18 protein-coding genes are annotated in these 20,504 nt (G+C 72.2%); 8 read left to right on the plus strand and 10 right to left on the minus strand.

Annotated features, from left to right (window positions below; translation table 11 throughout):
- Positions 1-2 precede the first annotated feature (2 nt).
- Together ACFYX3_RS33685 and ACFYX3_RS33690 are read right to left on the minus strand one after the other, a co-directional pair.
- Entirely contained in the window at positions 3-926 is a 924-nt protein-coding gene (locus ACFYX3_RS33685) for a TIGR03564 family F420-dependent LLM class oxidoreductase (protein WP_389021728.1), read from the minus strand.
- Positions 927-1,310: 384 nt separating this feature from the next.
- The gene (locus ACFYX3_RS33690) at positions 1,311-2,228 is read right to left on the minus strand and encodes a glycerophosphodiester phosphodiesterase (protein WP_376583137.1); all 918 of its coding nucleotides are present in this window, start codon (positions 2,226-2,228) and stop codon (positions 1,311-1,313) included.
- A gap of 167 nt (positions 2,229-2,395) precedes the next feature.
- Here ACFYX3_RS33690 and ACFYX3_RS33695 point away from each other — a divergent pair, with 167 nt between their 5' ends.
- A complete protein-coding gene (locus tag ACFYX3_RS33695; RefSeq protein ID WP_389021732.1) occupies positions 2,396-3,124 on the plus strand; it encodes an IclR family transcriptional regulator in 729 nt (242 codons plus the stop codon).
- 155 nt (positions 3,125-3,279) lie between these two features.
- A complete protein-coding gene (locus tag ACFYX3_RS33700) occupies positions 3,280-3,750 on the plus strand; it encodes a hypothetical protein (RefSeq protein ID WP_376583141.1) in 471 nt (156 codons plus the stop codon).
- 64 nt (positions 3,751-3,814) lie between these two features.
- Here the strand turns inward: ACFYX3_RS33700 and ACFYX3_RS33705 are convergent, their stop codons facing one another.
- From ACFYX3_RS33705 to ACFYX3_RS33720, 4 genes are all read right to left on the minus strand, one after another.
- Complete coding sequence (locus ACFYX3_RS33705; RefSeq protein WP_352029366.1) at positions 3,815-5,257, minus strand: GH1 family beta-glucosidase; 1,443 nt, start codon at positions 5,255-5,257, stop codon at positions 3,815-3,817.
- Positions 5,258-5,305: 48 nt separating this feature from the next.
- Complete coding sequence (locus ACFYX3_RS33710) at positions 5,306-6,181, minus strand: carbohydrate ABC transporter permease (protein ID WP_389021737.1); 876 nt, start codon at positions 6,179-6,181, stop codon at positions 5,306-5,308.
- Positions 6,182-6,185: 4 nt separating this feature from the next.
- Complete coding sequence (locus ACFYX3_RS33715) at positions 6,186-7,193, minus strand: carbohydrate ABC transporter permease (protein WP_389021740.1); 1,008 nt, start codon at positions 7,191-7,193, stop codon at positions 6,186-6,188.
- 102 nt (positions 7,194-7,295) lie between these two features.
- On the minus strand, positions 7,296-8,639 hold the full coding sequence (locus ACFYX3_RS33720) for an ABC transporter substrate-binding protein (RefSeq protein ID WP_389021744.1): 1,344 nt from the start codon (positions 8,637-8,639) through the stop codon (positions 7,296-7,298).
- A 343-nt stretch (positions 8,640-8,982) separates the two neighbouring features.
- On the opposite strand from ACFYX3_RS33720, the gene ACFYX3_RS33725 reads away from it, so the two are divergent.
- On the plus strand, positions 8,983-10,017 hold the full coding sequence (locus ACFYX3_RS33725) for a LacI family DNA-binding transcriptional regulator (RefSeq protein ID WP_389021748.1): 1,035 nt from the start codon (positions 8,983-8,985) through the stop codon (positions 10,015-10,017).
- Between the two features lie 83 nt (positions 10,018-10,100).
- Here the strand turns inward: ACFYX3_RS33725 and ACFYX3_RS33730 are convergent, their stop codons facing one another.
- From ACFYX3_RS33730 to ACFYX3_RS33740, 3 genes are all read right to left on the minus strand, one after another.
- Positions 10,101-11,843 (minus strand): glycoside hydrolase family 6 protein, encoded by a 1,743-nt coding sequence (locus ACFYX3_RS33730; RefSeq protein WP_389021751.1) that lies wholly within the window; start codon positions 11,841-11,843, stop codon positions 10,101-10,103.
- A gap of 16 nt (positions 11,844-11,859) precedes the next feature.
- Entirely contained in the window at positions 11,860-13,377 is a 1,518-nt protein-coding gene (locus ACFYX3_RS33735) for a cellulase family glycosylhydrolase (RefSeq protein WP_389021754.1), read from the minus strand.
- 420 nt (positions 13,378-13,797) lie between these two features.
- Positions 13,798-14,907, minus strand: coding sequence for a WD40/YVTN/BNR-like repeat-containing protein (locus tag ACFYX3_RS33740; protein WP_389021757.1), 1,110 nt, complete (start codon positions 14,905-14,907; stop codon positions 13,798-13,800).
- Between the two features lie 313 nt (positions 14,908-15,220).
- Between ACFYX3_RS33740 and ACFYX3_RS33745 the strand changes: the two genes are divergently transcribed.
- From ACFYX3_RS33745 to ACFYX3_RS33765, 5 genes are all read left to right on the plus strand, one after another.
- On the plus strand, positions 15,221-15,982 hold the full coding sequence (locus ACFYX3_RS33745) for a MerR family transcriptional regulator (protein WP_389021760.1): 762 nt from the start codon (positions 15,221-15,223) through the stop codon (positions 15,980-15,982).
- A gap of 289 nt (positions 15,983-16,271) precedes the next feature.
- A complete protein-coding gene (locus ACFYX3_RS33750) occupies positions 16,272-16,916 on the plus strand; it encodes a hypothetical protein (protein ID WP_389021997.1) in 645 nt (214 codons plus the stop codon).
- 151 nt (positions 16,917-17,067) lie between these two features.
- Positions 17,068-18,894, plus strand: a complete 1,827-nt coding sequence (locus ACFYX3_RS33755) for an endonuclease/exonuclease/phosphatase family protein (protein ID WP_389021765.1) — start codon at positions 17,068-17,070, stop codon at positions 18,892-18,894.
- 71 nt (positions 18,895-18,965) lie between these two features.
- The gene (locus ACFYX3_RS33760) at positions 18,966-19,430 is read left to right on the plus strand and encodes a pyridoxamine 5'-phosphate oxidase family protein (RefSeq protein ID WP_389021768.1); all 465 of its coding nucleotides are present in this window, start codon (positions 18,966-18,968) and stop codon (positions 19,428-19,430) included.
- A gap of 97 nt (positions 19,431-19,527) precedes the next feature.
- A complete protein-coding gene (locus ACFYX3_RS33765) occupies positions 19,528-19,827 on the plus strand; it encodes a hypothetical protein (RefSeq protein ID WP_389021771.1) in 300 nt (99 codons plus the stop codon).
- 41 nt (positions 19,828-19,868) lie between these two features.
- Here ACFYX3_RS33765 and ACFYX3_RS33770 read toward each other — a convergent pair whose 3' ends face one another.
- Positions 19,869-20,504: a lactate utilization protein C gene (locus tag ACFYX3_RS33770; RefSeq protein WP_389021774.1), complete on the minus strand. Its 636-nt coding sequence runs from the start codon at positions 20,502-20,504 to the stop codon at positions 19,869-19,871.

The raw sequence follows: 20,504 nt of genomic DNA on the forward strand, positions 1-20,504 counted from the left end.
GTTCAGCCGCGCGACAGCTCGCCGAGCAGCCTCCAGGTGCGGCGGCGGTCCTCCTCGCCCCCGAGGTCCGTCGCGGTGAACACCACCTCCGTCGCGCCCGCCTCGCGGTAGCGCCGCACCTCTGCCGCGACCGTCTCCTCGTCCCCGATCGCGGCCACTCCGGCCGCACCGTCGGCGCCGGAGAGCTCGATCGCCCGCTGGTACGAGGGAATCCGCTCGTACAGCGCGAGCGCCTTCGCCGCCTTCTCCCGTACGCCCTCGGCGTCCGCCGTCACCACGCCCGGCACGAGCGCCACGATCCGGGGCGCCGGCCGGCCCGCCGCCTCGGCGGCCGCGGTCACGGCCGGGACGATGTCCCTCTCCAGCGCCCGCGGACCCGCGAGGAACGGCAGGACGCCGTCCGCGAGTTCACCGCTGACACGCAGCGCCTGCGGGCCCATCGCGGCGACGAGCACCGGTACCGGGGCCGCCCCCGGAACCGCGGCCGGGTAGGGCGTCGTCGCGGTCAGCAACTCCCCGTGGAAGTCCGCCTCGCCCGTCTCCAGGAGCGGCCGCAGAGCGGTGAGGAACTCCCTGAGCAGCCCGATCGGCCGCTCGTACGGCAGACCGAACGCGGTCTCGGTCAGATGCCGGGTGCCGAGGGCGAGCCCGAGGTGGTAGCGGCCGCCGGTGGCGGCCTGCGCGGTCTGCGCCTGGCTGGAGACGAGCAGCGGATGGCGACCGAAGACGGGTATCGCGGACGTCCCGACATGCAGTCCGGGCACCTCGCGCCCGACGATCGCGGCGAGCGAGGGAGAGTCGTAGGCGAAGGTCTGCCCGAACCACGCCGAGTGCAGCCCGGCGCCGTACGCCTCCCTCGCGAGCCGCACGGTGTCGTCGACGGGAAGCTGCCGGGAGGTGGAACTGAGGGTCACGCCAAGAGTCATGCACGGGGCAACGGGCGGTCGGGGGAGGGGCATTCCCGTCTGCGTGTGAACACCATGTGTCGCGCCCGCGCCCCCGTTGTGGGCATGCGTTCCGCCGGGGCGGAACGGGTGGGCACAACGGAACGGCGCCCGTGCCGGCGCCAGAGGCTCCCGCGCCCTGAACCCGCATCGCGAGCGACGGCGCCCTGGTGGTGCGGGTCCAGGCGCGGGACGCGGAGGCGCCGCTGAGGGCGCCGTCCCGTGTGCCCACCCTCCCCCGAGCTCTCGGCTTCGATCGAGCAGGGGGGACCCCCCTCGCCCCGGCGGGACGATTGCCCACACGGCAGTGGGCACCGCCCCGCCGGGTGCGGGCTCACACGGGTGGGGGCGCCGGACCGGTGTCGGTCAGTTCCCCTGGCCCGACGACCAGCCGCCCAGTTCCGTCGGCCGGTTCGTGATGACGCCGTCCACGCCCAGCGCGTCCAGCGCCTTCCAGCGCGCCGGCGTGTCGACCGTCCACACGTTCACGGCCACGCCCGCCGCGTGAAGGTCGCCGACCGCCTGCGGACGGGTGGCGAGCGCGGTGTCCGCGACGTTGTACGCGGCGAGGTCCAGATCCTTGGCGACCGCGACGGGGTCGGCGTCCAGGGTGCTGCGCAGCAGGCCCAGCGGCAGCTCGGGCGCCAGTTCGTGCGCGTACCGCAGGGACGGGACGTCGAAGCTCTGGACGAAGACCCGGTCCGTCATGTCCTGGTCGCGGACGTCCCGGACGATCCGGGCCACCTCGGCGCGCGTGTGCCGGCCCTTGATCTCCAGGAGCAGCTTCCCGCCGCGCTCCCGCAGGTCCGCGAGCTGCGCGGCCAGGGTCGGCACCCGGGTGCCCGCGTAGGCGGGGGCGAACCAGGACCCGGCGTCCAGGGCGTCCAGCTGGGCGGAGGTCAGCGAGCGGATCGCCCCCGTGCCGTCCGTGGTCCGGTCGACGGTCGTGTCGTGGAGGATGTACGGCACGCCGTCCTTGCTGGGCTGCACGTCGTTCTCGATCCAGACCGCCCCGCCCCGCCGGGCCACCTCGTCCGAGACCAGCGTGTTCTCCGGGGCCGCGGACGGCGCACCCCGGTGGGCGATCACCGTCAGCGGCGCCCCCGCCGCGCGCATCCACGGGCTCGCCGCCGCGGCGGACGCCGCCGGGCGGGGCTCGGACTGCGACGGCGGTGCGGCGACGACGAACACGGTCGCGAGCCCCGCGACGGCGGTGGCCACGGCCACCAGTGCGGCGGTCCTGCGCCGACGGGACCGGGCTGCGGGCGGTTGGGCGTCTCTCATGTCCGACCACCCTACGGGGTCCCCCGCCGATCGGGCCGGGCGCGCGGCGACACGACCGGCAGCGCAAGCCCTTCGTCGCAATGGCCGGGTCTGGGGCACTCTGTGACGTGTGCCCGCAGCCGTGCCATCGGGGGACCACGGCCGGGCGTACCGAGTCAGGGGGACTCATGGACACCGGAACGGCACGGAGAACCGGCGGCGTCGCGGAGACGGCCGCGCCGCAGCGCCAGGAGCGCGGCCGGGGAGTGCTCGAAGGAGCGTTCGCGCTGCTCGACGCCCTGCGCCGGAACGGCGACGAGGCCGGGGTGACCGAACTCGCACTCGCCTGCGGCGTGCCCAAGGGCAGCGTCCACCGGCTGCTCGACCAGCTGATCGGCGTCGGCGCCGTCGAAAGGAAGGGCAACCGCTACCGGGTCGGCCCGCAGCTCTACCGCCTCGGCCAGGCCTGGGAACCGCACCCCGGCCTGCGTCCCGCCGCCCGGCTGCCGCTCCAGCGCCTCCGGGCCGCCACCGGCGCCAGCGTCGTCCTCGCCGTGATGCGCGAGGACATGGCGATCACGGTCGGCTCCGTGCCCGGCGACCTGGAGCCGCTGCTCCCCGTACGCGACGGCATCGCGTTCCGCCTCGACACCGCCGCCGGAAAGGCACTGCGCGGGCCGCTCAGGGGCGGGCCGGTGCTCGACCGCGAGGACGTCATGGACGGGGTGTGCTGCGCCGCGCTGCCGGTCCGCGCTCCGGACGGCCGTACGGTCGCGGCGCTCGCCGGCATGGTCCCGGCCGGCCGCGGACTCGACGTCCTCGCCCAGGCCGTCGCCGAGGCGGGAGCCGCGGTGACCCGCGCGCTCGCCCGTGGCGGGCACCGGGGGCCGGTCCCGCCGAGAACGATCGCCTTCTAGCGGCTGTTCCGCCCAGTGGAACGCGCGTAGAGCCGGGGCGGGACCGCCGGGCACAGTGAGTGTCGTGCCCGGGGGGAAACGGCACACCGGGCCCGCCGGGGAAGGCGGACCGGACACCACGTCACACCCGTGACCCGAATGTGTGGGGGGACCACATGCGCAAGAACCGAGTCGTCCGAACGGCCGCCACCGCCCTGCTCGGACTCGGCAGCCTCGGCGCCTTCGCCGGCACCGCGCACGCCGAGCCGATCGACTACGTGAAGATCGAGCTGTTCGAGCTGCACTGCCAGCAGAACAGCGAGGGCGACCACGACGAGGCCTACCTCAAGATCACCGACGCCAACGGCAACGCCGTCAAGGTCTGGCCCGGCAACGGCATCAAGTACCAGACCATGGGAACCGGTTACGTCCGCTCCATGGAGGACGGCAACGGCAACGCCGCGCTCATCCTCGGCAAGGAGCAGGCCCGCACCCTGACCCTGTGGGACTACGACACCACCAGCAGCGACGACAAGCTCGGCGCCACGCTCGTCACCGGCAGCGAGGTCGGCGCCGAGACCCAGTGGCGCACGGTCGAGGGCTCCGGCGGCATCTACGTCATCGGCTACCGCGTCGTCGACATCTGACAGGCGATCAGTACGTGAGCGAGGGCCGTGCCGGACGTCCGGCACGGCCCTCTCCCGTTCCGCCTCAGTGCCCGCCCGGCGCGTGCAGCTCGCCCGAGCGCGCCACCCGCGCGTACCAGCGGGCGCTGGACTTCGGGGTGCGCTCCAGGGTGTCGTAGTCCACCCGCACCGCGCCGAACCGCTTCGCGTAGCCGTACGACCACTCGAAGTTGTCGAGCAGCGACCAGAGGAAGTAGCCCCGCACGTCCACCCCGTCCGCCATCGCCCGGTGCACCGCCTCCAGGTGCGCGTGCACATAGGCGGCGCGCTCCGGGTCGTGCACCGCACCGTCCGGACCCACCACGTCCTCGTACGCCGCACCGTTCTCGCTGATCACCAGCGGGAGTTCGGGGTACGCCGCGGAGACCCGGGTCAGCAGGTCGTACAGCGCGCTCGGGTCGACCGCCCAGCCCATCGCCGTAGGCTCGCCGGGCGCCCGGTGGAAGGCGACCGCGTCCGCGCCCGGCCACGGCGAGTGGTCGCTGTTGCCGTGCCCGTCGTCCTGCGGCTTCTCCGCACCCTCGGGGACGGTCGAGACGACCGTCGGCGTGTAGTAGTTGATCGCAAGGAGGTCCAGCGGCTGGTGCGCCGTCGCGGTGTCGCCGTCCCGGACGAAGGACCAGTCGGTGAGGTGCGCCGTGTCGGCGAACAGGTCCTCCGGGTAGGCGCCCTCCAGCATCGGGCCCAGCCAGATCCGGTTGCCGACGGCGTCGATCCGTCGGGCCGCGTCCAGGTCCTCCGGCGAGGAGGTCAGCGGACGGATCTCGTGCAGGTTGAGCGAGACCGCGATCTGCCGGTCCGCGGGCAGCGCGGCGCGCAGCGCCTGGACCGCAAGGCCGTGCCCGAGGTTGAGGTGGTGGGCGGCACGCAGCGAGGCCACCGGCTCGGTCCGGCCGGGGGCGTGGACCCCGGAGCCGTACCCCAGGAAGGCGCTGCACCACGGCTCGTTGAGCGTGGTCCACCGCTTCACCCGGTCGCCCACGGCGTCGGCGACGATCCCCGCGTACTCGGCGAACCGCTCGGCGGTCGCCCGCTCGGGCCAGCCGCCGGCGTCCTCCAACTCCTGCGGCAGGTCCCAGTGGTAGAGCGTCAGGGCCGGTTCGATGCCGGCGGCGAGCAGCTCGTCGACGAGCCGCCGGTAGAAGTCGAGGCCCTGCTGCACGGCAGGCCCCCGGCCTGTGGGCTGGACCCGGGACCAGGAGACGGAGAACCGGTAGGCGTTCAGGCCGAGTTCGGCCATGATCCCGACGTCCTCGCGGAACCGGTGGTAGTGGTCGACGGCCACGTCACCGGTGTGGCCCTCGAAGACCTTGCCGGGGGTGTGCGAGAAGGTGTCCCAGATGGAGGGGGTACGGCCGTCCTCCGCCGCCGCTCCCTCGATCTGGTACGCGGCGGTGGCGGCGCCCCACAGGAAGTCGGCGGGGAACGAACGGGTGGCGGTGAGCGGCCGGGTTTCGGGCGCGGTCATAGGAGAGGGCTCCCAACACGGGTACGGGGTAATGGAACAGAGGGCTCGTCAGCTCTTCACGGCGCCGGCCGTGATGCCGCCGACGATGTGCTTGCCGAGGAGGGTGAAGACGAGCAGCAGCGGCACGGTGGAGATCAGCGCCCCGGTCAGCACCACGGCCTGGTTCACGCTGTGGTTGCCCGCGCCGAGCCCGGCGAGCGCCACCTGAAGGGTGGGGTTGCCGTCCGGGGTGAGCGCGATGAACGGCCAGAAGAAGTCGTTCCAGGCCTGGACGAAGACCAGCATGCCGAGCACGGCCATCGCCGGCCGGGCCACGGGGAAGACCACGTGCCAGATGATCCGCAGGCTGTGCGCCCCGTCCATCCGAGCGGCCTCCACCAGCTCCATCGGCAGCGCCTCCACGAGGAACTGGCGCATGAAGAACACGCCGAAGGCGGCGACGAGCGAGGGCAGCACCACCGACTGGAGCTGGTCGAACCAGCCGAGGTCCGTGATGATCTGGTAGAGCGGGATCACGCTGAGCTGCGGCGGGACCGTCATCGTGGCGACCACGAGCGAGAGCAGCATGCCCCGGCCCCGGAAGGGCAGTTTGGCGAAGGCGAAGCCGGCGAGGGTGGAGAAGAGCACGGTGGACAGCGCCACCAGGCTCGCCACGACCGTGGTGTTGACCAGCGCCTCGCCCATGTCGACCTGGTTCCAGGCGAATTCCAGGTTGTCCAGGAGCCGCTTGCCGGGCAGCAGCGGCGCCGGGGCCTCCACGACCCGCTCGCCGGTGTGGGAGGCGGCGACCACGTTCCAGTACAGCGGGAAGAGCGAGACGACGGCGGCGACGGTGAGCAGGACGTACGTCAGCGGTCCCGCGTGGTGCTGACGGCCGGCCGACGGGCGGAACCCGGTGCGGCGCGGGGTGAGTGTGCGGGCCATGAGGTCATCCCCCCAGCTTGGTGCGGTTGCGGCGGGAGACCAGCGCCTGGACGCCGCCGATCAGGAGGAGGAGCAGGAGCATGACCCAGGCGATCGCGGAGGCCTGCCCGAGCGCGCCGGTCACCCAGCCCTTCTCGTACATCAGCAGGCTCAGCGTCTGGAACTGGTTGCCGCTGCCGCCGCTGATGCCGACGCTGCCGCCGAAGAGCATCGGCTCGCCGAACAGCTGGGTCGCGCCGATGGTGGAGACGATGATCGTGAAGAGGATCGTCGGCCGGATCGACGGGATGGTGACGCTGAGGAACTGCCGCCAGCGCGAGGCCCCGTCGAGCGAGGCCGCCTCGTACAGGTCCTGCGGAACGGCCTGCATCGCGGCCAGGTAGATCAGCGCGTTGTAGCCGGTCCAGCGCCAGGTGACGATCACCGAGATCGCGATCTGCGCCGGCCACTTGGACGACTCCCAGTCGACCGGGCCGATGCCGGTCCAGTCGAGGATGCCGTTGATCATCCCGTAGTCGGTGTTGAACAGCTGGGCGAAGACCAGCGTCGCCGCCGCGATCGAGGTGGCGTACGGGGCGAGGATCGCGACCCGGAAGAAGCCGCGGCCGCGGAGCTTGTAGTTGAGCAGGTGCGCCAGGCCCAGGGCCATGAGCAGCTGCGGAACGGTCGATATCACCCCGATGGTGAAGGTGTTGAGGAGCGCGTTCCAGAAGAACTCGCTGGTCGCGAGGTCGGTGTAGTTCTCCAGGCCCTTCCACGTCGGGTCGCCGCCGAGCTCGACCCGGTTCAGCGAGAGCCAGCCGGTGTAGAGCAGCGGGAAGAGCCCGAAGGCCGCGAAGGTGAGGAAGAAGGGGGCGACGAAGACGTACGGGATCGCCTTGACGTCCCAGCGGTAGAGGGCGCTGCGCCAGCCGCCCGGGGCGGCACGGCGGCCGCGGGGGCCGCCGGGGGAGGAGGGCGGTGCGGCGGGCGGCGGGGAACCGGCCCGCTTCGCCCGAAGGGAGGTGGCCACGGGGGCGTCCTTCCAGGTCGATGCGTGCGGTGGTGCGGGCGGTGCCGGTCCGCCGCCCGGCAGGCGGCGGCGGACCGGCGGGCGCCCCCGTCCGGACGGGGCCTAGTGGTCGATCTTGTCGTCGACCAGCTTCTTGACGTTCTCCCAGGCCTTGGCCGGGTCGGTGCCCCGCTGCTCGATGTCGAGGATGCCGTTGTCGGTGAGGAAGGTCTTCACCTGGCCGTCGTAGCGGCTGATGACGGCGGGGGTGATGCCGACCGCCGCGCTGGAGAAGATCTTGCCGACCGGGGTGTCGCCGAAGTACGGCAGCTTCGCCTCCTGGACGGCCGAGGAGAGCAGCGTGTCCTTGGACGAGGGGATGTTGCCGTTGACCGCGAAGACCTTGGCGTGCTGCGCCGGGGCGGTCAGCCAGGCGGCGAGCTCGGCGGCCTCCTTGGTGTGCTTGCCGGCCTTGGGCACGGCGAGGAAGGAGCCGCCCCAGTTTCCGGCGACCGGCGGCGCGGCGATGTCCCACTTGCCCTGGTTGGCGGGGCCGGCCTGGTCCTTGATGATGCCGGTCATCCAGCTCGGGCAGGCGACCGTGGCGAACTTCGAGTTCTTGAAGGCCGCGTTCCACGTGCCCTTCTCGTCGAACTGGCGCAGCTTGGCGGTGAGTCCGCCCTGGGCCGCCTTCACGGCGGTGTCCCAGGCCTTCTTCACGCCGGGGCTGTTCTCCCAGTCGAGCTCGCCGCTCGCGTTGGCGTACTGCACCGGGTCGCTGGAGACGACGGCGTTGAAGAGGCCGCTCGCGGAGTCGTGGAAGGCGGTGCCGGCGGGCGCGGCCGCCTTGTACTTCTCGCCGGTCTCGATGAACTTGGACCAGTCGCCGGCCCACAGCTTGCCGACCTCCTCGCGGGTGGTCGGCAGCTTGGCCTTGGCGAAGAGGTCCTTGTTGTAGCAGATGGCCATGGGCCCGATGTCGGTGCCGAGGCCGATGACCTTGCCGTCGGCCGTCGTGGCCTGCTTGACCTTCCAGTCGAGGAAGTCGCCGAGGTTCGCGCCGCCCTCCTTGCCCAGGTCGACCCACTTGTTCGCCATGGCGGTGCCGGTCGCCTCGGCGATGTAGCCCACCTCGACGGCCTGGATGTCGGCGACGCCGCTGTTCTGGGTGAGGCGCAGCTTCAGCGTGTCCCAGTACTTCTGGCCGTCGGAGACGTTCGACTCCTCGATCTTGATGTTCGGGTGGAGCCGCTCGTACTCGGCGTACAGCTTGGCGCCGGTCTTGTTGTCGTAGCCGAAGGAACCGAAGGTCCCGATCCGCAGCGTGATCTTCCCGGAGCCCGAGCCGCTCGCGCCGTCGCTGTCCTCGTCGCTGCCGCAACCGGTGAGCAGGGTCGTGCCGGTCACGACGACGGCGACCGCCGCGAGCGCCGCACGGCGTCCGCGTCTGCTGCTGGAAGTGCGCATTCCACTCTCCTCGTCCAAGGTGGTGCTCTTTGTGCGCCAAGAGGCCCGGCCGGCGTAGGGGGCGTATGGGCTTATGGGGCTGCGTGGGCTGCATGGGAGCGCTCCCACGTCGTTGCCGGAAGGTTGCTGCCTGGCGGGTGTGAGTGTCAAGACATGAACGCGGATTCGTTACCGGAAGGTTTACGGGGGGTTTCGCGGCGCCCGGCGGGTGTCGCGCCGTCATCTCCTGAACGCGGGCGCGTGGCGCGACGAGCTCGCGGTGGACTAGTGTGGGAGCGCTCCCATCCGGTTCGGGGGCGCCGTGGTGTGCCACGAGTGGTCCTACGAGGGGAGTTCGGGAGTCGTGAGCGGACGGCAGAGCGGCAGACCCACCCTGGAGCAGGTCGCGGCCAGGGCCGGCGTCGGCCGGGGTACGGTCTCCCGGGTCATCAACGGCTCCCCCCGGGTCAGCGAGCAGACCAGGACGGCCGTCGCCCGGGCCGTCGCCGAGCTCGGCTACGTGCCCAACCAGGCCGCCCGCGCCCTCGCGGGCAGCCGCACCGACGCGATCGCGCTCGTCATCCCCGAGGCCGAGGCCCGCCTCTTCGCCGAGCCCTACTTCCTCGACCTCATCCGAGGGGTCAGCGCCGAACTCGCCGAGGCCGACAAGCAGCTCCTGCTCACCCTGGTCCGCAGCGAGCAGGAACGGCACCGCTTCGAGCAGTACCTCGCCGCCCAGCGCGTCGACGGCGTCCTGCTCGCCTCGGTCCACGGCGACGACCCGCTGCCCGACCGCATCAGGGAACTGGGCCTCCCGGTCGTCCTCAACGGCCGCCGCGCCGAGGCCGAACCCGTGCCGTACGTCGACTCCGACAACATCGGCGCCGGGCGCGCGGCCGTCGCCCACCTGGTGGGGCGCGGCCGGAGCCGTATCGCGACCGTCACCGGCCCCCTCGACATGTACGTGGCGCGCGCCCGGCTCGGCGGCTACCGGGCCGGTCTCACGGAGGCCGCGCTCCCGCCCGACGAGGCCCTGGTGGCGACCGGCGACTTCACCGAGGAGGGCGGCCGCCGCGCCATGCGGCAGCTCCTCGACCACAGACCGGACCTGGACGCCGTCTTCGCCGCCTCCGACGTGATGGCCGCCGGCGCGCGCGGAGCCCTGCGGGAGGCGGGCCGCCGGGTGCCGGAGGACGTGGCGCTCGTCGGGGTCGACGACTCCCCGGTGGCGCGGCTCATGGACCCGCCGCTGACGAGCGTGCGCCAGCCCATCGAGGAGATGGGCCGCACGATGGCGCGGATGCTGATCCAGGAGATCCACGAGGGCACGGGGGCCGCGCCGGAGGAGCCGCGCCGGCACGTGCTGCCGACGGAGCTGGTGGTGCGCGAGTCGTCCTGAGCTTCCCCCGGCCGGGCTTCGTACGGCACCGCGGCCGGCGGGACCCGAGGGGTCCGGCCGGCCGCGGTCCTCGTGCGAGGGGGCTACAGCGCCGGGTGGGCGTTCTTCAGGAGCTCCTGGAACTGGGCCGAGAACCACTGGCCCGCGAGCGGGGCGTCCGGCAGCGCGCCCGACATGCTGTTCCCGTTACGGACGTTGCCCGTGTACGTCGGGTCGCACATCCGGTCGAAGCCCTTGCCCTCGTTGTTCGGGATCTCCTTGGAGGCGCCGTCGGACTCGCCCGGGGGCTTCATCCAGACGTACGCGTCGATGCCCGCGGCCGGAGCCGCCTGGGGGCGTTCGCCGAGGCCCGCACCGGACTGGTTGCACCAGTTCCCGGGGTTGAGGCGCCGGTCGTAGCGGCCGCCGTCGACGTACGTGTCGACGCTGGTCGTCGCGCCCGGTCCGGTGGGCCGGGCGGTGCCGCCCCAGCCGTTGCGGGAGGTGTCGATCAGCATGCCGATGCCGCTGTCGAAACCGAGCGATACGAGCTTGGCGCGCATGGCCTGGGCGTACGACAGTTCGTCGGTGTACCGGTTCCAGTCCACCCACTTGGACTGGCGTACGGACACGCCGTTCACGCTGTCGCCGATCGAGAAGTGGTCCTCCTTGAGGGCGCTGTAGTTGGCGGTGTTGACGATGAAGCCGTGCACGTTCGAGAGGGTCGAGCCCTCGGCGGTGGCGGCCTGCTTGAACAGTTCGGCGGAGGCGCCGAAGTTGTCGTCCCAGCCGAGCCAGCCGTGGTGGCCGGCGTCGACGTAGTTGTAGACGTTGGCGATCGCGCCGAGCTTCTTGAGCGCGTATCCGACGCCGGTGATGTAGTTGCCGTTCGCCTTCATGACGTCGCAGTTCGGGGTGGCCGTGGGACGCCCGGAGACGTTGGTGACCAGGTTGGGCAGCGAGTCGATCTCGACCGTGGTGACGATCCGCAGCCCCGCGTACCTGGAGTCGGCGAGGATCGCGGCGATCGGGTCGATGTACTCGGTCTTGTAGCGGCCGATCTCCGTCGGGCCGAGCTCGCCGTTGGAGGCGAGGGCGGCGCAGTCGCGGCCCGGAAGGTCGTAGACGACCAGCTGGACGACGAGCTCGCCGGAGCCCTTCTGCTTCAGGGCCTCGTCGAGGTGGGCGCGCAGGCCCATGGACGTGCCGGAACCGTTGATGGCGGCGATCCGGTCCAGCCAGACGCCGGTGGGCTGGTTCGAGACCTTGGTCCCGCCGGGCTCGGCCGCCGCCTTCGCGGACCACTCGGGATTCACGTACACCTTGGCGCCGGCGTACGGGTTGTCGGCCTTGCCGCCGGTCGGCGGGGTCGTCGGGGGTGTGGTGGGAGGCGTGGTCGGGGGAGTGGTCGGAGGTGTCGTGGGCGGCGTGGCGCCGTTGCAGACGACCCCGTTCAGCTTGAAGGTCGCGGGCACGGCGTTGGTGCCGCTGTACGAGCCGTTGAAGCCGAAGGAGGTGGAACCGCCCGTCGCCAGGGTCCCGTTGTAGGAGACGTTCCGGGCGGTGACGGCGGCGCCGGACTGGGTGAGGGTGGCGTTCCAGCCCTGGGTGACCTGCTGGTTGCCGGCGAAGGACCACTCCAGGGTCCAGGCGGCCACCGGGTCACCGGTGTTGGTGACGGTCACGTTGGTGCCGAAGCCGGTGTTCCACTGGTTGGTGATCTGGTAGTCGACCGTGCAGCCGGGGGTGGCGGCGCCGGCGGTGGCGCCGAAGACCGTGGCGGTGGCGCCGGTCGCGGTGACGAGACCGAGGGCCGCCAGGAGGGCGGTGCGGCTGGTGCGGCTCATGAGTCGGGGGTTCCTCTCAGGGGGTGAGGGCGCGCAGGTGGTCGCGCAGCCCGATGCCGAACGGGGTGGGGGTTCCGTCGTACGAGGTGATCAGTGCGGGACCGGACCCGCAGTTCCAGGTGTTCCAGGTCCAGCCCAGGTACGAGAGGCCGCGGTCGTCGAACCACCGCATGACGCGGTCGATGAACGCGTGCCCGCAGGTGTTCTCGCCGATCTCGCCCGCGAGGAGCGGTACGTGGGCGGCGACCGGGGCGAGGGTGTCGCTCCAGCACGTCTCGTCGGCACAGGCGTTGAAGTCGTAGACGTGCCAGGCGGCGGCCAGATTGCCCGCCGGGTCCGTGGGGCGGTACGCGAGCCACTGACCGAGGTCGTTGGAGTACGCGAGACCCGGGACGAGGACGAGGTTCCTCGCCCCCGTGGCGCGGACGGCGTCCACCAGGTCCTGCATGCCGGCGACCTCGTAGCCGATGCCGGGGCAGGCGCCGCCGTCGCGCCAGCAGGACCAGGCCTGCGTGGCGGTGGAGGTCGCCCGGTCCGGATAGGGCTCGTTGAACAGGTCGAAGACGATCCGCCTGTCGTTCTTGAAGGTGTTCGCCACCGAGGTCCAGAACGCCGGGGTGTACTGGGCGTCCGGCATCGGTTTCTGGCAGGAGGCGTACACGTCGGAGCAGGCCGCCGAGTTCCCGGTGTACTGGCCGTGCGTCCAGTGGAGTTCGACCACGGGGGTCATGCCGTGGGCGAGCACCTTGGCCACCAGGTCCTTGACGGCGGCGATGTAGTCCGTACCGCGGTACTCGGGCCTGATGTTGTCGAGACCGAGCCAGCACTCCTCGTTGAGGGGAATGCGGACCGTGTTGGCCTTCCAGCCGGCGATGGCCTGGACGGAGGCGTCGTCGACGGGCCCGTCGAAGAAGCCGTGGCCCTGGACGCACATGAACTCGCCGCCGGAGCGGTTGACGCCGAGGAGCCGGCGGGTGGCGCCGTTCTGATCGGTGAACCTGTTGCCGGAGACGGAGAGTTCGGGCGCGCCGGTGACCGGCGGCGGGGTGGTCGGGGGAGTGGGGGTCGGGCTGGTCGGTGTCGGCGTCGTGGGTGTCGGGGTGGGGGGCGGCGCATCCGTGGTGCAGGGCGTGCCGTCGAGCGTGAAGGCGGTGGGCGCCGTGTTGGCGCCGGTCCAGGAGGCGATGAAGCCGCCCGAGACCTTCGCACCCGTGCCGAGCGCGCCGTTCCAGCTCTCGTTGACGACCGTGACCGATTTCCCGGACTGGGACCAGACGCCTCCCCAGCCCTGACTCACGACCTGGCCGGCCGGTAAGTCGAAGCCGAGTCTCCAACCGTTCAGCGCCGCACCGTTGTTGGTGACGGTCACGCCACCCTGGAAGCCGCCGGCCCACTGGCCGACGACCGAGTACTCCACCGTGCAGGCGGGTGCGGCCGCGGCTCCGGAGGCCGTACCCATGAGGGCGAGCGCGGTGCTCGCCATGGTGAGCGCTGCTCCTGCGAGCAGCGCGGACGGACGCGGGGGATGTCGCATGAGCGAGTCCTCACAGCGAGGGCACACCACGGACGGTGTGCCGACTGGATGGAATCGCTCCCACTGGGTCGGGCAGACCGTAGCGTCAACTGGCGCCAAGGAAAAGAGGAGTTGGGAAGATTCCCCGGCGTTTGGCTTCGACTCCCGCACACACCTTGACGGCACGGGACCCCCATTGCACAGTGGGAGCGCTCCCACTGGTTCAGGGCTTGACCGTCGCACCCCCCGCTCTTCGCACCCCCGTGCCCCGCCGATCCGCGAGGAGACCCCACCCGTGCCATGTCTCCGGCAGCGAACACGCAGCCCGCCCCGTGAGGGCGAACTCCGCGTACGACGAGGCCGGGCGGCCCCTGGGAAGGGACCGCCCGGCCGTCGGGAGGTGCGGGCCAGGGTAGGGCCGGGTCCGCACCCTGCGTCGTGTCAGCTCGGCGTGCCGACCTCGTCCACGCCCAGGTACATGACCGAGGGGCGGACCGGGTTGAAGGCGATGGCGGACACGTCGTCGAAGGCGTTGTGGGTCTTGGTGATCACACCGGTGCCCGCGTCGAGGCGGAACAGGTCGGTGCCGTAGCCCATGAAGTACGTGCCGTACTCGAAGTGGAGCACGTTCGCGTCGGACGGGCTCGGGGCGAGCAGGGTGCTGTTGGTCAGCTTGTGCTCGGCCGTGTCGTCGAGGATCTTCGCGAAGGTGCGGCCGCCGTCCGTCGAGCGGAACAGGTGGCGACCCTCGTTGCCCGAGCCTGGGACCGCCTCGGCGAGGTCGACGCCGATGCCGTAGACGACAGCGGAGTCCGCGGGGGAGACGGCCGTCTGGAACAGGTTCGCGGGGCCGGAGGACAGGCCGGTGGAGGCGGTCCAGGTGGCGCCGCCGTCGGTGGTCACCGCGCCGCCGCGGATCATGGCGCCGGCGACGGCGTGGTTCAGGTCGGTCGGGTCGAAGGTCACGGAGTAGACGCCGGTGCCTTCGGGGAACGCCGGGGTGCCGGTGGCGGTCCAGGTGGCGCCGGCGTTCCGGGAGTCGTAGAGCCGGCCGTCGCCGCCCGCGAGGCGGACGTGCGCGGGGTCGGCCGGGTCCGTGCCGAGGCCCATGACGGCCGCGACCGGGGCGGTGAGGCGGGTGACGGTGGTGCCGTCGATGCGGGCGAGGTAGCCGCCGTTCGGCTCCCACGCGAAGGCGCGGGCCCCGCTGCCGGCGGTGAGCCGGGCGGATTCGCTGCCCAGCGTCGCCGCGTGGGTCCAGGTGCAGCCCGCGTCGGTGGAGCGCTGGAGCTCGCTGTTGCGGGTGGCGAGGAGCGTGTTCTCGGCGCCGAGGGCGATCAGGCCGTGCGTGTAACTGACGGGCTTGAGCGTGCCGGTCGTGCCGGCGAGGGTTGCTCCTCCGTCCGTGGTGAAGGTGACCGCACCGTCGCCGACGACGCGGTTGCAGGTCGGGGCGGCCCAGGTGGCGGTCGTTGCCGCGGTGGCGGCGGACGGCTGGGCGAGGGCGAGGGCAGCGGCGGCCGTGATGACGGCGGTACCGGCTCGCTTCATGGTTGCCTCCCTTGTGGGGTGGGGCGCACGAGGCGCTTGTCGATCTTGTTCTATCCGAGAAAGTTGATCTTGGGCATCATGATCATTTGCCAAACTTGTTGGCTGGAAAGCTTCTTGACGAACGATTTCCTTGAAAGGTCGGTTAACACGAAAGGAATTCCATGTGGCGTGGACGCCTCGGAGGCGTCGGCATCACGGATCCGGGCGGTCTCGGGCCCGGGCTCCGGGAGACTTGCGGTTGACGCGGCGGCAACTCCTACGGTCTTCGTGTGGGGCCGGAGCAGCCGGTCCCCGGCGAGGGAAGGAAACCGTCATGGCCTGGTCGATCGCGGATGTGGCCCGGATGTCCGGGGTGACCTCCCGGACTCTGCGGCACTACGACGAGATCGGCCTCCTGGCACCCGCGTGGACCGCGAGCGACGGGCACCGTCACTACGAGGAGCCCCAGTTGCTGCGACTCCAGCAGATCCTGCTCATGCGGGAGCTGGACCTCGGTCTGCGCGAGATCCGGGAGGTCCTGGACAGCGGGGCCGACCGCGTGACGGTCCTGCGCGAGCACCACGCCCGGCTGCTCGCTGAGCAGGACCGGCTCGGCACTCTGGCCCACACGGTCGCCCGCACCATCGCCGAACTCGATGAAGGCGAGGACCAGGACATGGTGAAGATCAACCGCCCCGAGAACCTCTTCGAGGGCTTCCAGCCCGACCCGGAGATCGAGGCCGAGACGCGGGAGAAGTGGCCGGAGGCGTACGAGCAGTCCCGGCAGGCCGTCGAAGGGCTGACCTCCGAGGCCACCGAGCAGTGGCAGCGCGAGGTCACCGCCCAGATGATCCGCTTCGCCGAGCACATGGCGGCCGGCACGCCGGTCACCGACCCCGCGGTCCAGGCCGAGGTGGACGCCCACTACCAGGGCGTCTGCCGCTTCTGGACCCCGTGCGCCGAGGCGTACCGGGGGCTGGCCCGGACCTATGTCGAGGACCCGAGGTTCCGTGAGAACTTCGACCGGATCGCCGTCGGCCTCGCCGTCTACCAGCAGGAGGCGATGACGGTCTACGCGGAGACCCGGCTGAGCTGAGGTGAGGCGGGGCGGGCCCGGCGACCGTCCCTGCCGCCCGTGACCTCGGGCGGGCCCGGCGACCGTCCCCGCCGCCCGTCACCTTGGGCGGGCCCGGCGGCCGTCGCGTCCGCCCTTGATCTCGGGCGGGCCCGACGGCTGTCCCCTCGCCCGCCACCCGGGGCCGACCCTCCTCTCGCCCGTGCGGCGGAGGAGGGTCGGCCCCTCGGGCGATCCGCCGGCGGCGCCCGGGCGGGATCGTCGTCGGTGACGGGCCGACCGGCGGCCCACCGGTACCGAGGACCGCATGATGAAGACGTCCCTCCGCGGCGAAGACCGAGCACCGGCCGTCCCGGGGCGGTTCCGTGCCGCCTGGCGCGCCGCCCACACTCCCGTCCCGGGCGTCTCGCGCCGCATCCGGGTCCTCGCCTTCGCCGTGCCGTTCACCGTTCTTCCGGCCGGGCTCTGGCGCCTCCCGGCGGCGTTCGACTCCGGGATCGGCATCGGCGAGCGGGTGTACGTCGTCTTCCTCTCGCTCTTCTCCGAGGCCGTCGCGTTCACCGCGATCGGGCTCGTCGCCCGCTGGGGCGAGGTCGTCCCCTCCTGGGTCCCGGTCCTGCGCGGACGCAGGATCCCTCCGGCGGCGGTGCTCGTCCCCGCCGCCCTCGGTGCCACGGCCCTCACGCTCCTGTGGAGTGTGCTGACCCTCGCCACGGAGATCATGGGCACCACCATCCGGGGCGACGCCCTGCCCGCCGACTTCCCGAGCCGGGTCGGTGGCTGGATGGCCGTCTCGTACTACGTCTGCTACGCCCCGCTCGCGCTGTGGGGTCCGCTGCTCGGGGTCCTGACCGTCGCGTACGGCAGGCGCCGCGCGAGAAGCGAGCGGCATCGGGGGGCGGCGGTGGAGGGCGGCAGTAGCGACAGGGGCATGGCAAAACGCCACACTGTGTGACGCGCGTAGAAGTGACACGCGTGGAACACCTTCCGGTTCCCTCCGCGCCATGCGCCGCCACTACAACTGCCCTGCCGCCACGGCGTGTCCCCCACCACGTCCGGCGCGGTGCTCCGCGACCCCTCCACGGCACCTCGCGAAAGGCACCCCCATGACGCTCCGTCACATACCGGCCCGGCGTCGCCGCACCGGCCTGCTGGCCGTCACCGCCCTCGTCGGCTCCCTCACGGCCGGCCTCCTCGCGCTCCCCGCGCACGCCGCCACCGTCACCATCGCCGCAGTCCAGGGCGCCAAGCGGCTCTCCCCCCACAACGGTCAGCAGGTCACCGTCACCGGCATCGTGACCGCGATCCGCTCCACCGGAACCTCCCGTGGGTACTGGATCCAGGATCCGGTCGGCGACGGCAACCCGGCCACCAGCGAAGCCCTCTTCGTGTACACCGGATCCACCACCCCCTCCACCAAGGCCGGCAACCGGATCACCGTCCGCGGCACGGTCTCCGAGTACTACCCCGGCGGCTCCGCCGAGGGCGGCCAGTCGCTCACCGAGCTGACCTCCGCGTCGATCACCTCCACGCTCTCCACCGGCAACGCCCTCCCCGCCGCGTTCACCCTGGACGCGGCCTCCGTCCCGGACGCCTACGCCCCCGACGCCGGCGGCGGCTCCGTCGAGGGCCTCACGCTCGCCCCGTCGACGTACGCCCTCGACCTGTACGAGTCCCTGGAGGGCATGCGCGTCCAGGTCGGCGGCGCTCGCGTCGTCGGTGCCACCACGCCCTACGGCGAGCTCTTCGTGACCGTCGAGCCCACCGAGCACCCCACCCCGCGCGGCGGCACCGTCTACGGCTCGTACGCCTCCCAGAACGTCGGCCGCGTCAAGGTCGAGTCCCTGCTGACCTCCGCCTTCCCGGTCGCCGACGTCGGTGACGTGCTCAGCGGCACGACCGCGGGACCGCTCGACTACGACGACTTCGGCGGCTACGGCATCCAGGCCACCACCCTCGGCACCCTCACCGACGACGCCCTCGCCCCCGAGACCACCCGGGCGCAGACCGCGGGCGAGCTCGCCGTGGCCACGTACAACGTCGAGAACCTCGACCCGACCGACCCGCAGGCCAAGTTCGACCGGCTCGCCGCCGGGATCGTCGGCAACATCTCCTCGCCCGACATCGTGGCCCTGGAGGAGGTCCAGGACAACAACGGCGCGACGGACAACGGGGTCGTCGCCGCCGACCAGACCTACGCCAAGCTCGTCGCCGCCGTCTCGGCCGCGGGCGGCCAGGCCTACCAGTACCGCCAGATCAACCCGGTCGACGACCAGGACGGCGGCGAGCCCGGCGGCAACATCCGCGTCGGCTTCCTCTTCAACCCGGCCCGCGTCGGCTTCACCGACCGCCCCGGCGGCACCTCCACCACCGCCGTCTCCGTCGTCAACAACGGGGGCACCGCGGCCCTCTCCGTCTCGCCCGGCCGGATCAACCCCTCCCACTCCGCCTGGAACGCCAGCCGCAAGCCGCTCGCCGGTGAGTTCACCTTCCAGGGCAAGACCGTCTTCGTCGTCGCCGACCACTTCACCTCCAAGGGCGGCGACCAGCCCCTGCACTCCCGCTTCCAGCCGCCCGCCCGCTCCTCGGAGACCCAGCGCGGCCAGCAGGCCACCCAGGTCAACGGCTTCGTGAAGCAGCTCCTCGCCGTCCAGCACTCCGCCCGTGTCGTCGTCCTCGGCGACCTCAACGACTTCGAGTTCTCGAACACGGTCACCACGCTGACCTCGGGCGGAGTCCTCGCCCCGCTCATCGGCACCCTCCCGGCCGCGGAGCGCTACACCTACGTCTACCAGGGCAACTCCCAGGCCATCGACCACATCCTGACCAGCCCGGCCCTCACCTCGTACGACTACGACATCGTCCACGTCAACAGCGAGTTCGCCGATCAGGCCAGCGACCACGACCCCCAGGTCGTCCGCCTCGTCCCCTGACGCCTCGTCCCTCGTCGTCCGCTTCCCGCGCGGTAGTCGGGCCCCCCGGTCGCCCGGGTAGGGTCGGCCGCATGACCGACAACGAGGGGACGCTGCGCGACGCCGTGCAGCGGAAGAAGGACGTGCTCGCGCGGCTGGAGAAGGAGGTGGACATCTGGGTGGCCTCGGCCGACGGCGACGGGCGGCCGTATCTCGTGCCGCTGGCCTTCCTCTGGGACGGCGACTCCGTCTGGCTGTGCACCCGGCGCACCAATCCGACCGGGCGGAACCTCGCCGCCGGCGGCCGTACCCGGCTCGCGCTCGGGGACACCCGGGACGTCGTCCTCGTGGACGGCGAGGTCACGACGCACCCGAGTGACGAGGTGCCGGTGGCGGCGATCGAGGCCTTCGCCGCGAAGTGCGGCTGGGACCCGCGGACGTCCGGACCCGCCTACGTCTGGTTCCGGGTCCGGCCGGTCGCGGTGGAGGCCTGGTACGAGGAGCCCGAGCTCGCCGGCCGGCACATCATGCGCGACGGTGTCTGGAGCGAAGGCTGAACCGAACCGTTCAGTCTTGACTGTGAACCGGTCTGCATAGTTCAGTCATCCTCCCGGGGCGGCGCCTGCCGTCCGCCGTGACGAGGGAGGCGGAGACATGTTCGCGGTCGTGTACCGGTGGCGGGTCGGTCCGGGCAAGGAGCAGCTGCGCGTCGACGGCCGGCACCGGGTGACCGAGGCGATCCACCGCGAATGCGGGAGCCACGGCTCCCGGCTCCACCGCGCGGACGACGGCACCTGGGTGGCGTACGCGCGCTGGCCCGACCGCGAGACGCGCGAGAAGTGCGGGACCCCCGACCCGGAGGGCGAGGCGATGATGCGCGAGGCGATCGCGGAGTACTTCCCCGAGACCCGCCTCGACATCGTCGACGACCTCCTCGCCGAACCGGGTCGCTGAACCGGCAGCCGGTCGCCCTCGGGCCCGGCTGCCTTCGCGCGTCAGCCGCCGGTCACCAGGAGGACCTCCAGGGTCCGCGGCCCGTGGACGCCCTCCACCCGGTCGAGTTCGATGTCGCTCGTCGCGGACGGCCCCGAGATCCAGGTCAGCGGCCGCCCCGGGGCGAGCCGGGGGAGCGCGAGCGGCACCGAGGCCACCACCTGCTCCGGGGCCCGTACCACGCAGAGGTGCAGATCGGGGACGAGCGTGAGCGCCCGGCGGCCCTGGCCGGGACCGCCGTCCAGGACGATCGTGCCGGTCTCGGCGATCGCCACCGCGCACCCCGTCACCACGGCGTCCGTGCCGTCCAGTTCGTACGGGGTCGACCGGGGCTCGTCGAAGCGCCGCACGGCCTCGGTCGCGCCGAGCCACTCCTCGGGCAGCCCGGGCGGTACGACGACGGTGGCCGCCCCGCGTTCCGCGAGGAGCCGCGCGACGAGCCCGGCCACACCGTCCGGCGTGGTGCGGTGGACGTGGGCCCGGTAGTCGGCGAGGTTCTCGTGGAGCAGGTCGAGGAGGGTGTCGGGGTCGTCAGGGGTGTGGCGCGGCAGGTAGTCGCGTACGACGGCGGGAGGCTCGGGCGCGCCGGCGACGGCGGCCCGGACCCGGGCGAGGACGCGGGCACGGGAGTCGGTCAT

Source organism: Streptomyces sp. NPDC002463 (assembly GCF_042889835.1).
In the GTDB taxonomy this organism is placed as follows: domain Bacteria; phylum Actinomycetota; class Actinomycetes; order Streptomycetales; family Streptomycetaceae; genus Streptomyces; species Streptomyces nymphaeiformis.

Bases quoted from the DNA above. Each gene is read 5' to 3' on its own strand.
- ACFYX3_RS33750 (WP_389021997.1), top strand. From the start codon at position 16,272: ATGAAGACGTCCCTCCGCGGCGAAGACCGAGCACCGGCCGTCCCGGGG.
- ACFYX3_RS33755 (WP_389021765.1), top strand. From the start codon at position 17,068: ATGACGCTCCGTCACATACCGGCCCGGCGTCGCCGCACCGGCCTGCTG.
- ACFYX3_RS33695 (WP_389021732.1), top strand. From the start codon at position 2,396: ATGGACACCGGAACGGCACGGAGAACCGGCGGCGTCGCGGAGACGGCC.
- ACFYX3_RS33760 (WP_389021768.1), top strand. From the start codon at position 18,966: ATGACCGACAACGAGGGGACGCTGCGCGACGCCGTGCAGCGGAAGAAG.
- ACFYX3_RS33690 (WP_376583137.1), bottom strand. From the start codon at position 2,228: ATGAGAGACGCCCAACCGCCCGCAGCCCGGTCCCGTCGGCGCAGGACC.
- ACFYX3_RS33720 (WP_389021744.1), bottom strand. From the start codon at position 8,639: ATGCGCACTTCCAGCAGCAGACGCGGACGCCGTGCGGCGCTCGCGGCG.
- ACFYX3_RS33765 (WP_389021771.1), top strand. From the start codon at position 19,528: ATGTTCGCGGTCGTGTACCGGTGGCGGGTCGGTCCGGGCAAGGAGCAG.
- ACFYX3_RS33745 (WP_389021760.1), top strand. From the start codon at position 15,221: ATGGCCTGGTCGATCGCGGATGTGGCCCGGATGTCCGGGGTGACCTCC.
- ACFYX3_RS33705 (WP_352029366.1), bottom strand. From the start codon at position 5,257: ATGACCGCGCCCGAAACCCGGCCGCTCACCGCCACCCGTTCGTTCCCC.
- ACFYX3_RS33770 (WP_389021774.1), bottom strand. From the start codon at position 20,504: ATGACCGACTCCCGTGCCCGCGTCCTCGCCCGGGTCCGGGCCGCCGTC.
- ACFYX3_RS33740 (WP_389021757.1), bottom strand. From the start codon at position 14,907: ATGAAGCGAGCCGGTACCGCCGTCATCACGGCCGCCGCTGCCCTCGCC.
- ACFYX3_RS33685 (WP_389021728.1), bottom strand. From the start codon at position 926: ATGACTCTTGGCGTGACCCTCAGTTCCACCTCCCGGCAGCTTCCCGTC.
- ACFYX3_RS33700 (WP_376583141.1), top strand. From the start codon at position 3,280: ATGCGCAAGAACCGAGTCGTCCGAACGGCCGCCACCGCCCTGCTCGGA.
- ACFYX3_RS33730 (WP_389021751.1), bottom strand. From the start codon at position 11,843: ATGAGCCGCACCAGCCGCACCGCCCTCCTGGCGGCCCTCGGTCTCGTC.
- ACFYX3_RS33735 (WP_389021754.1), bottom strand. From the start codon at position 13,377: ATGCGACATCCCCCGCGTCCGTCCGCGCTGCTCGCAGGAGCAGCGCTC.
- ACFYX3_RS33710 (WP_389021737.1), bottom strand. From the start codon at position 6,181: ATGGCCCGCACACTCACCCCGCGCCGCACCGGGTTCCGCCCGTCGGCC.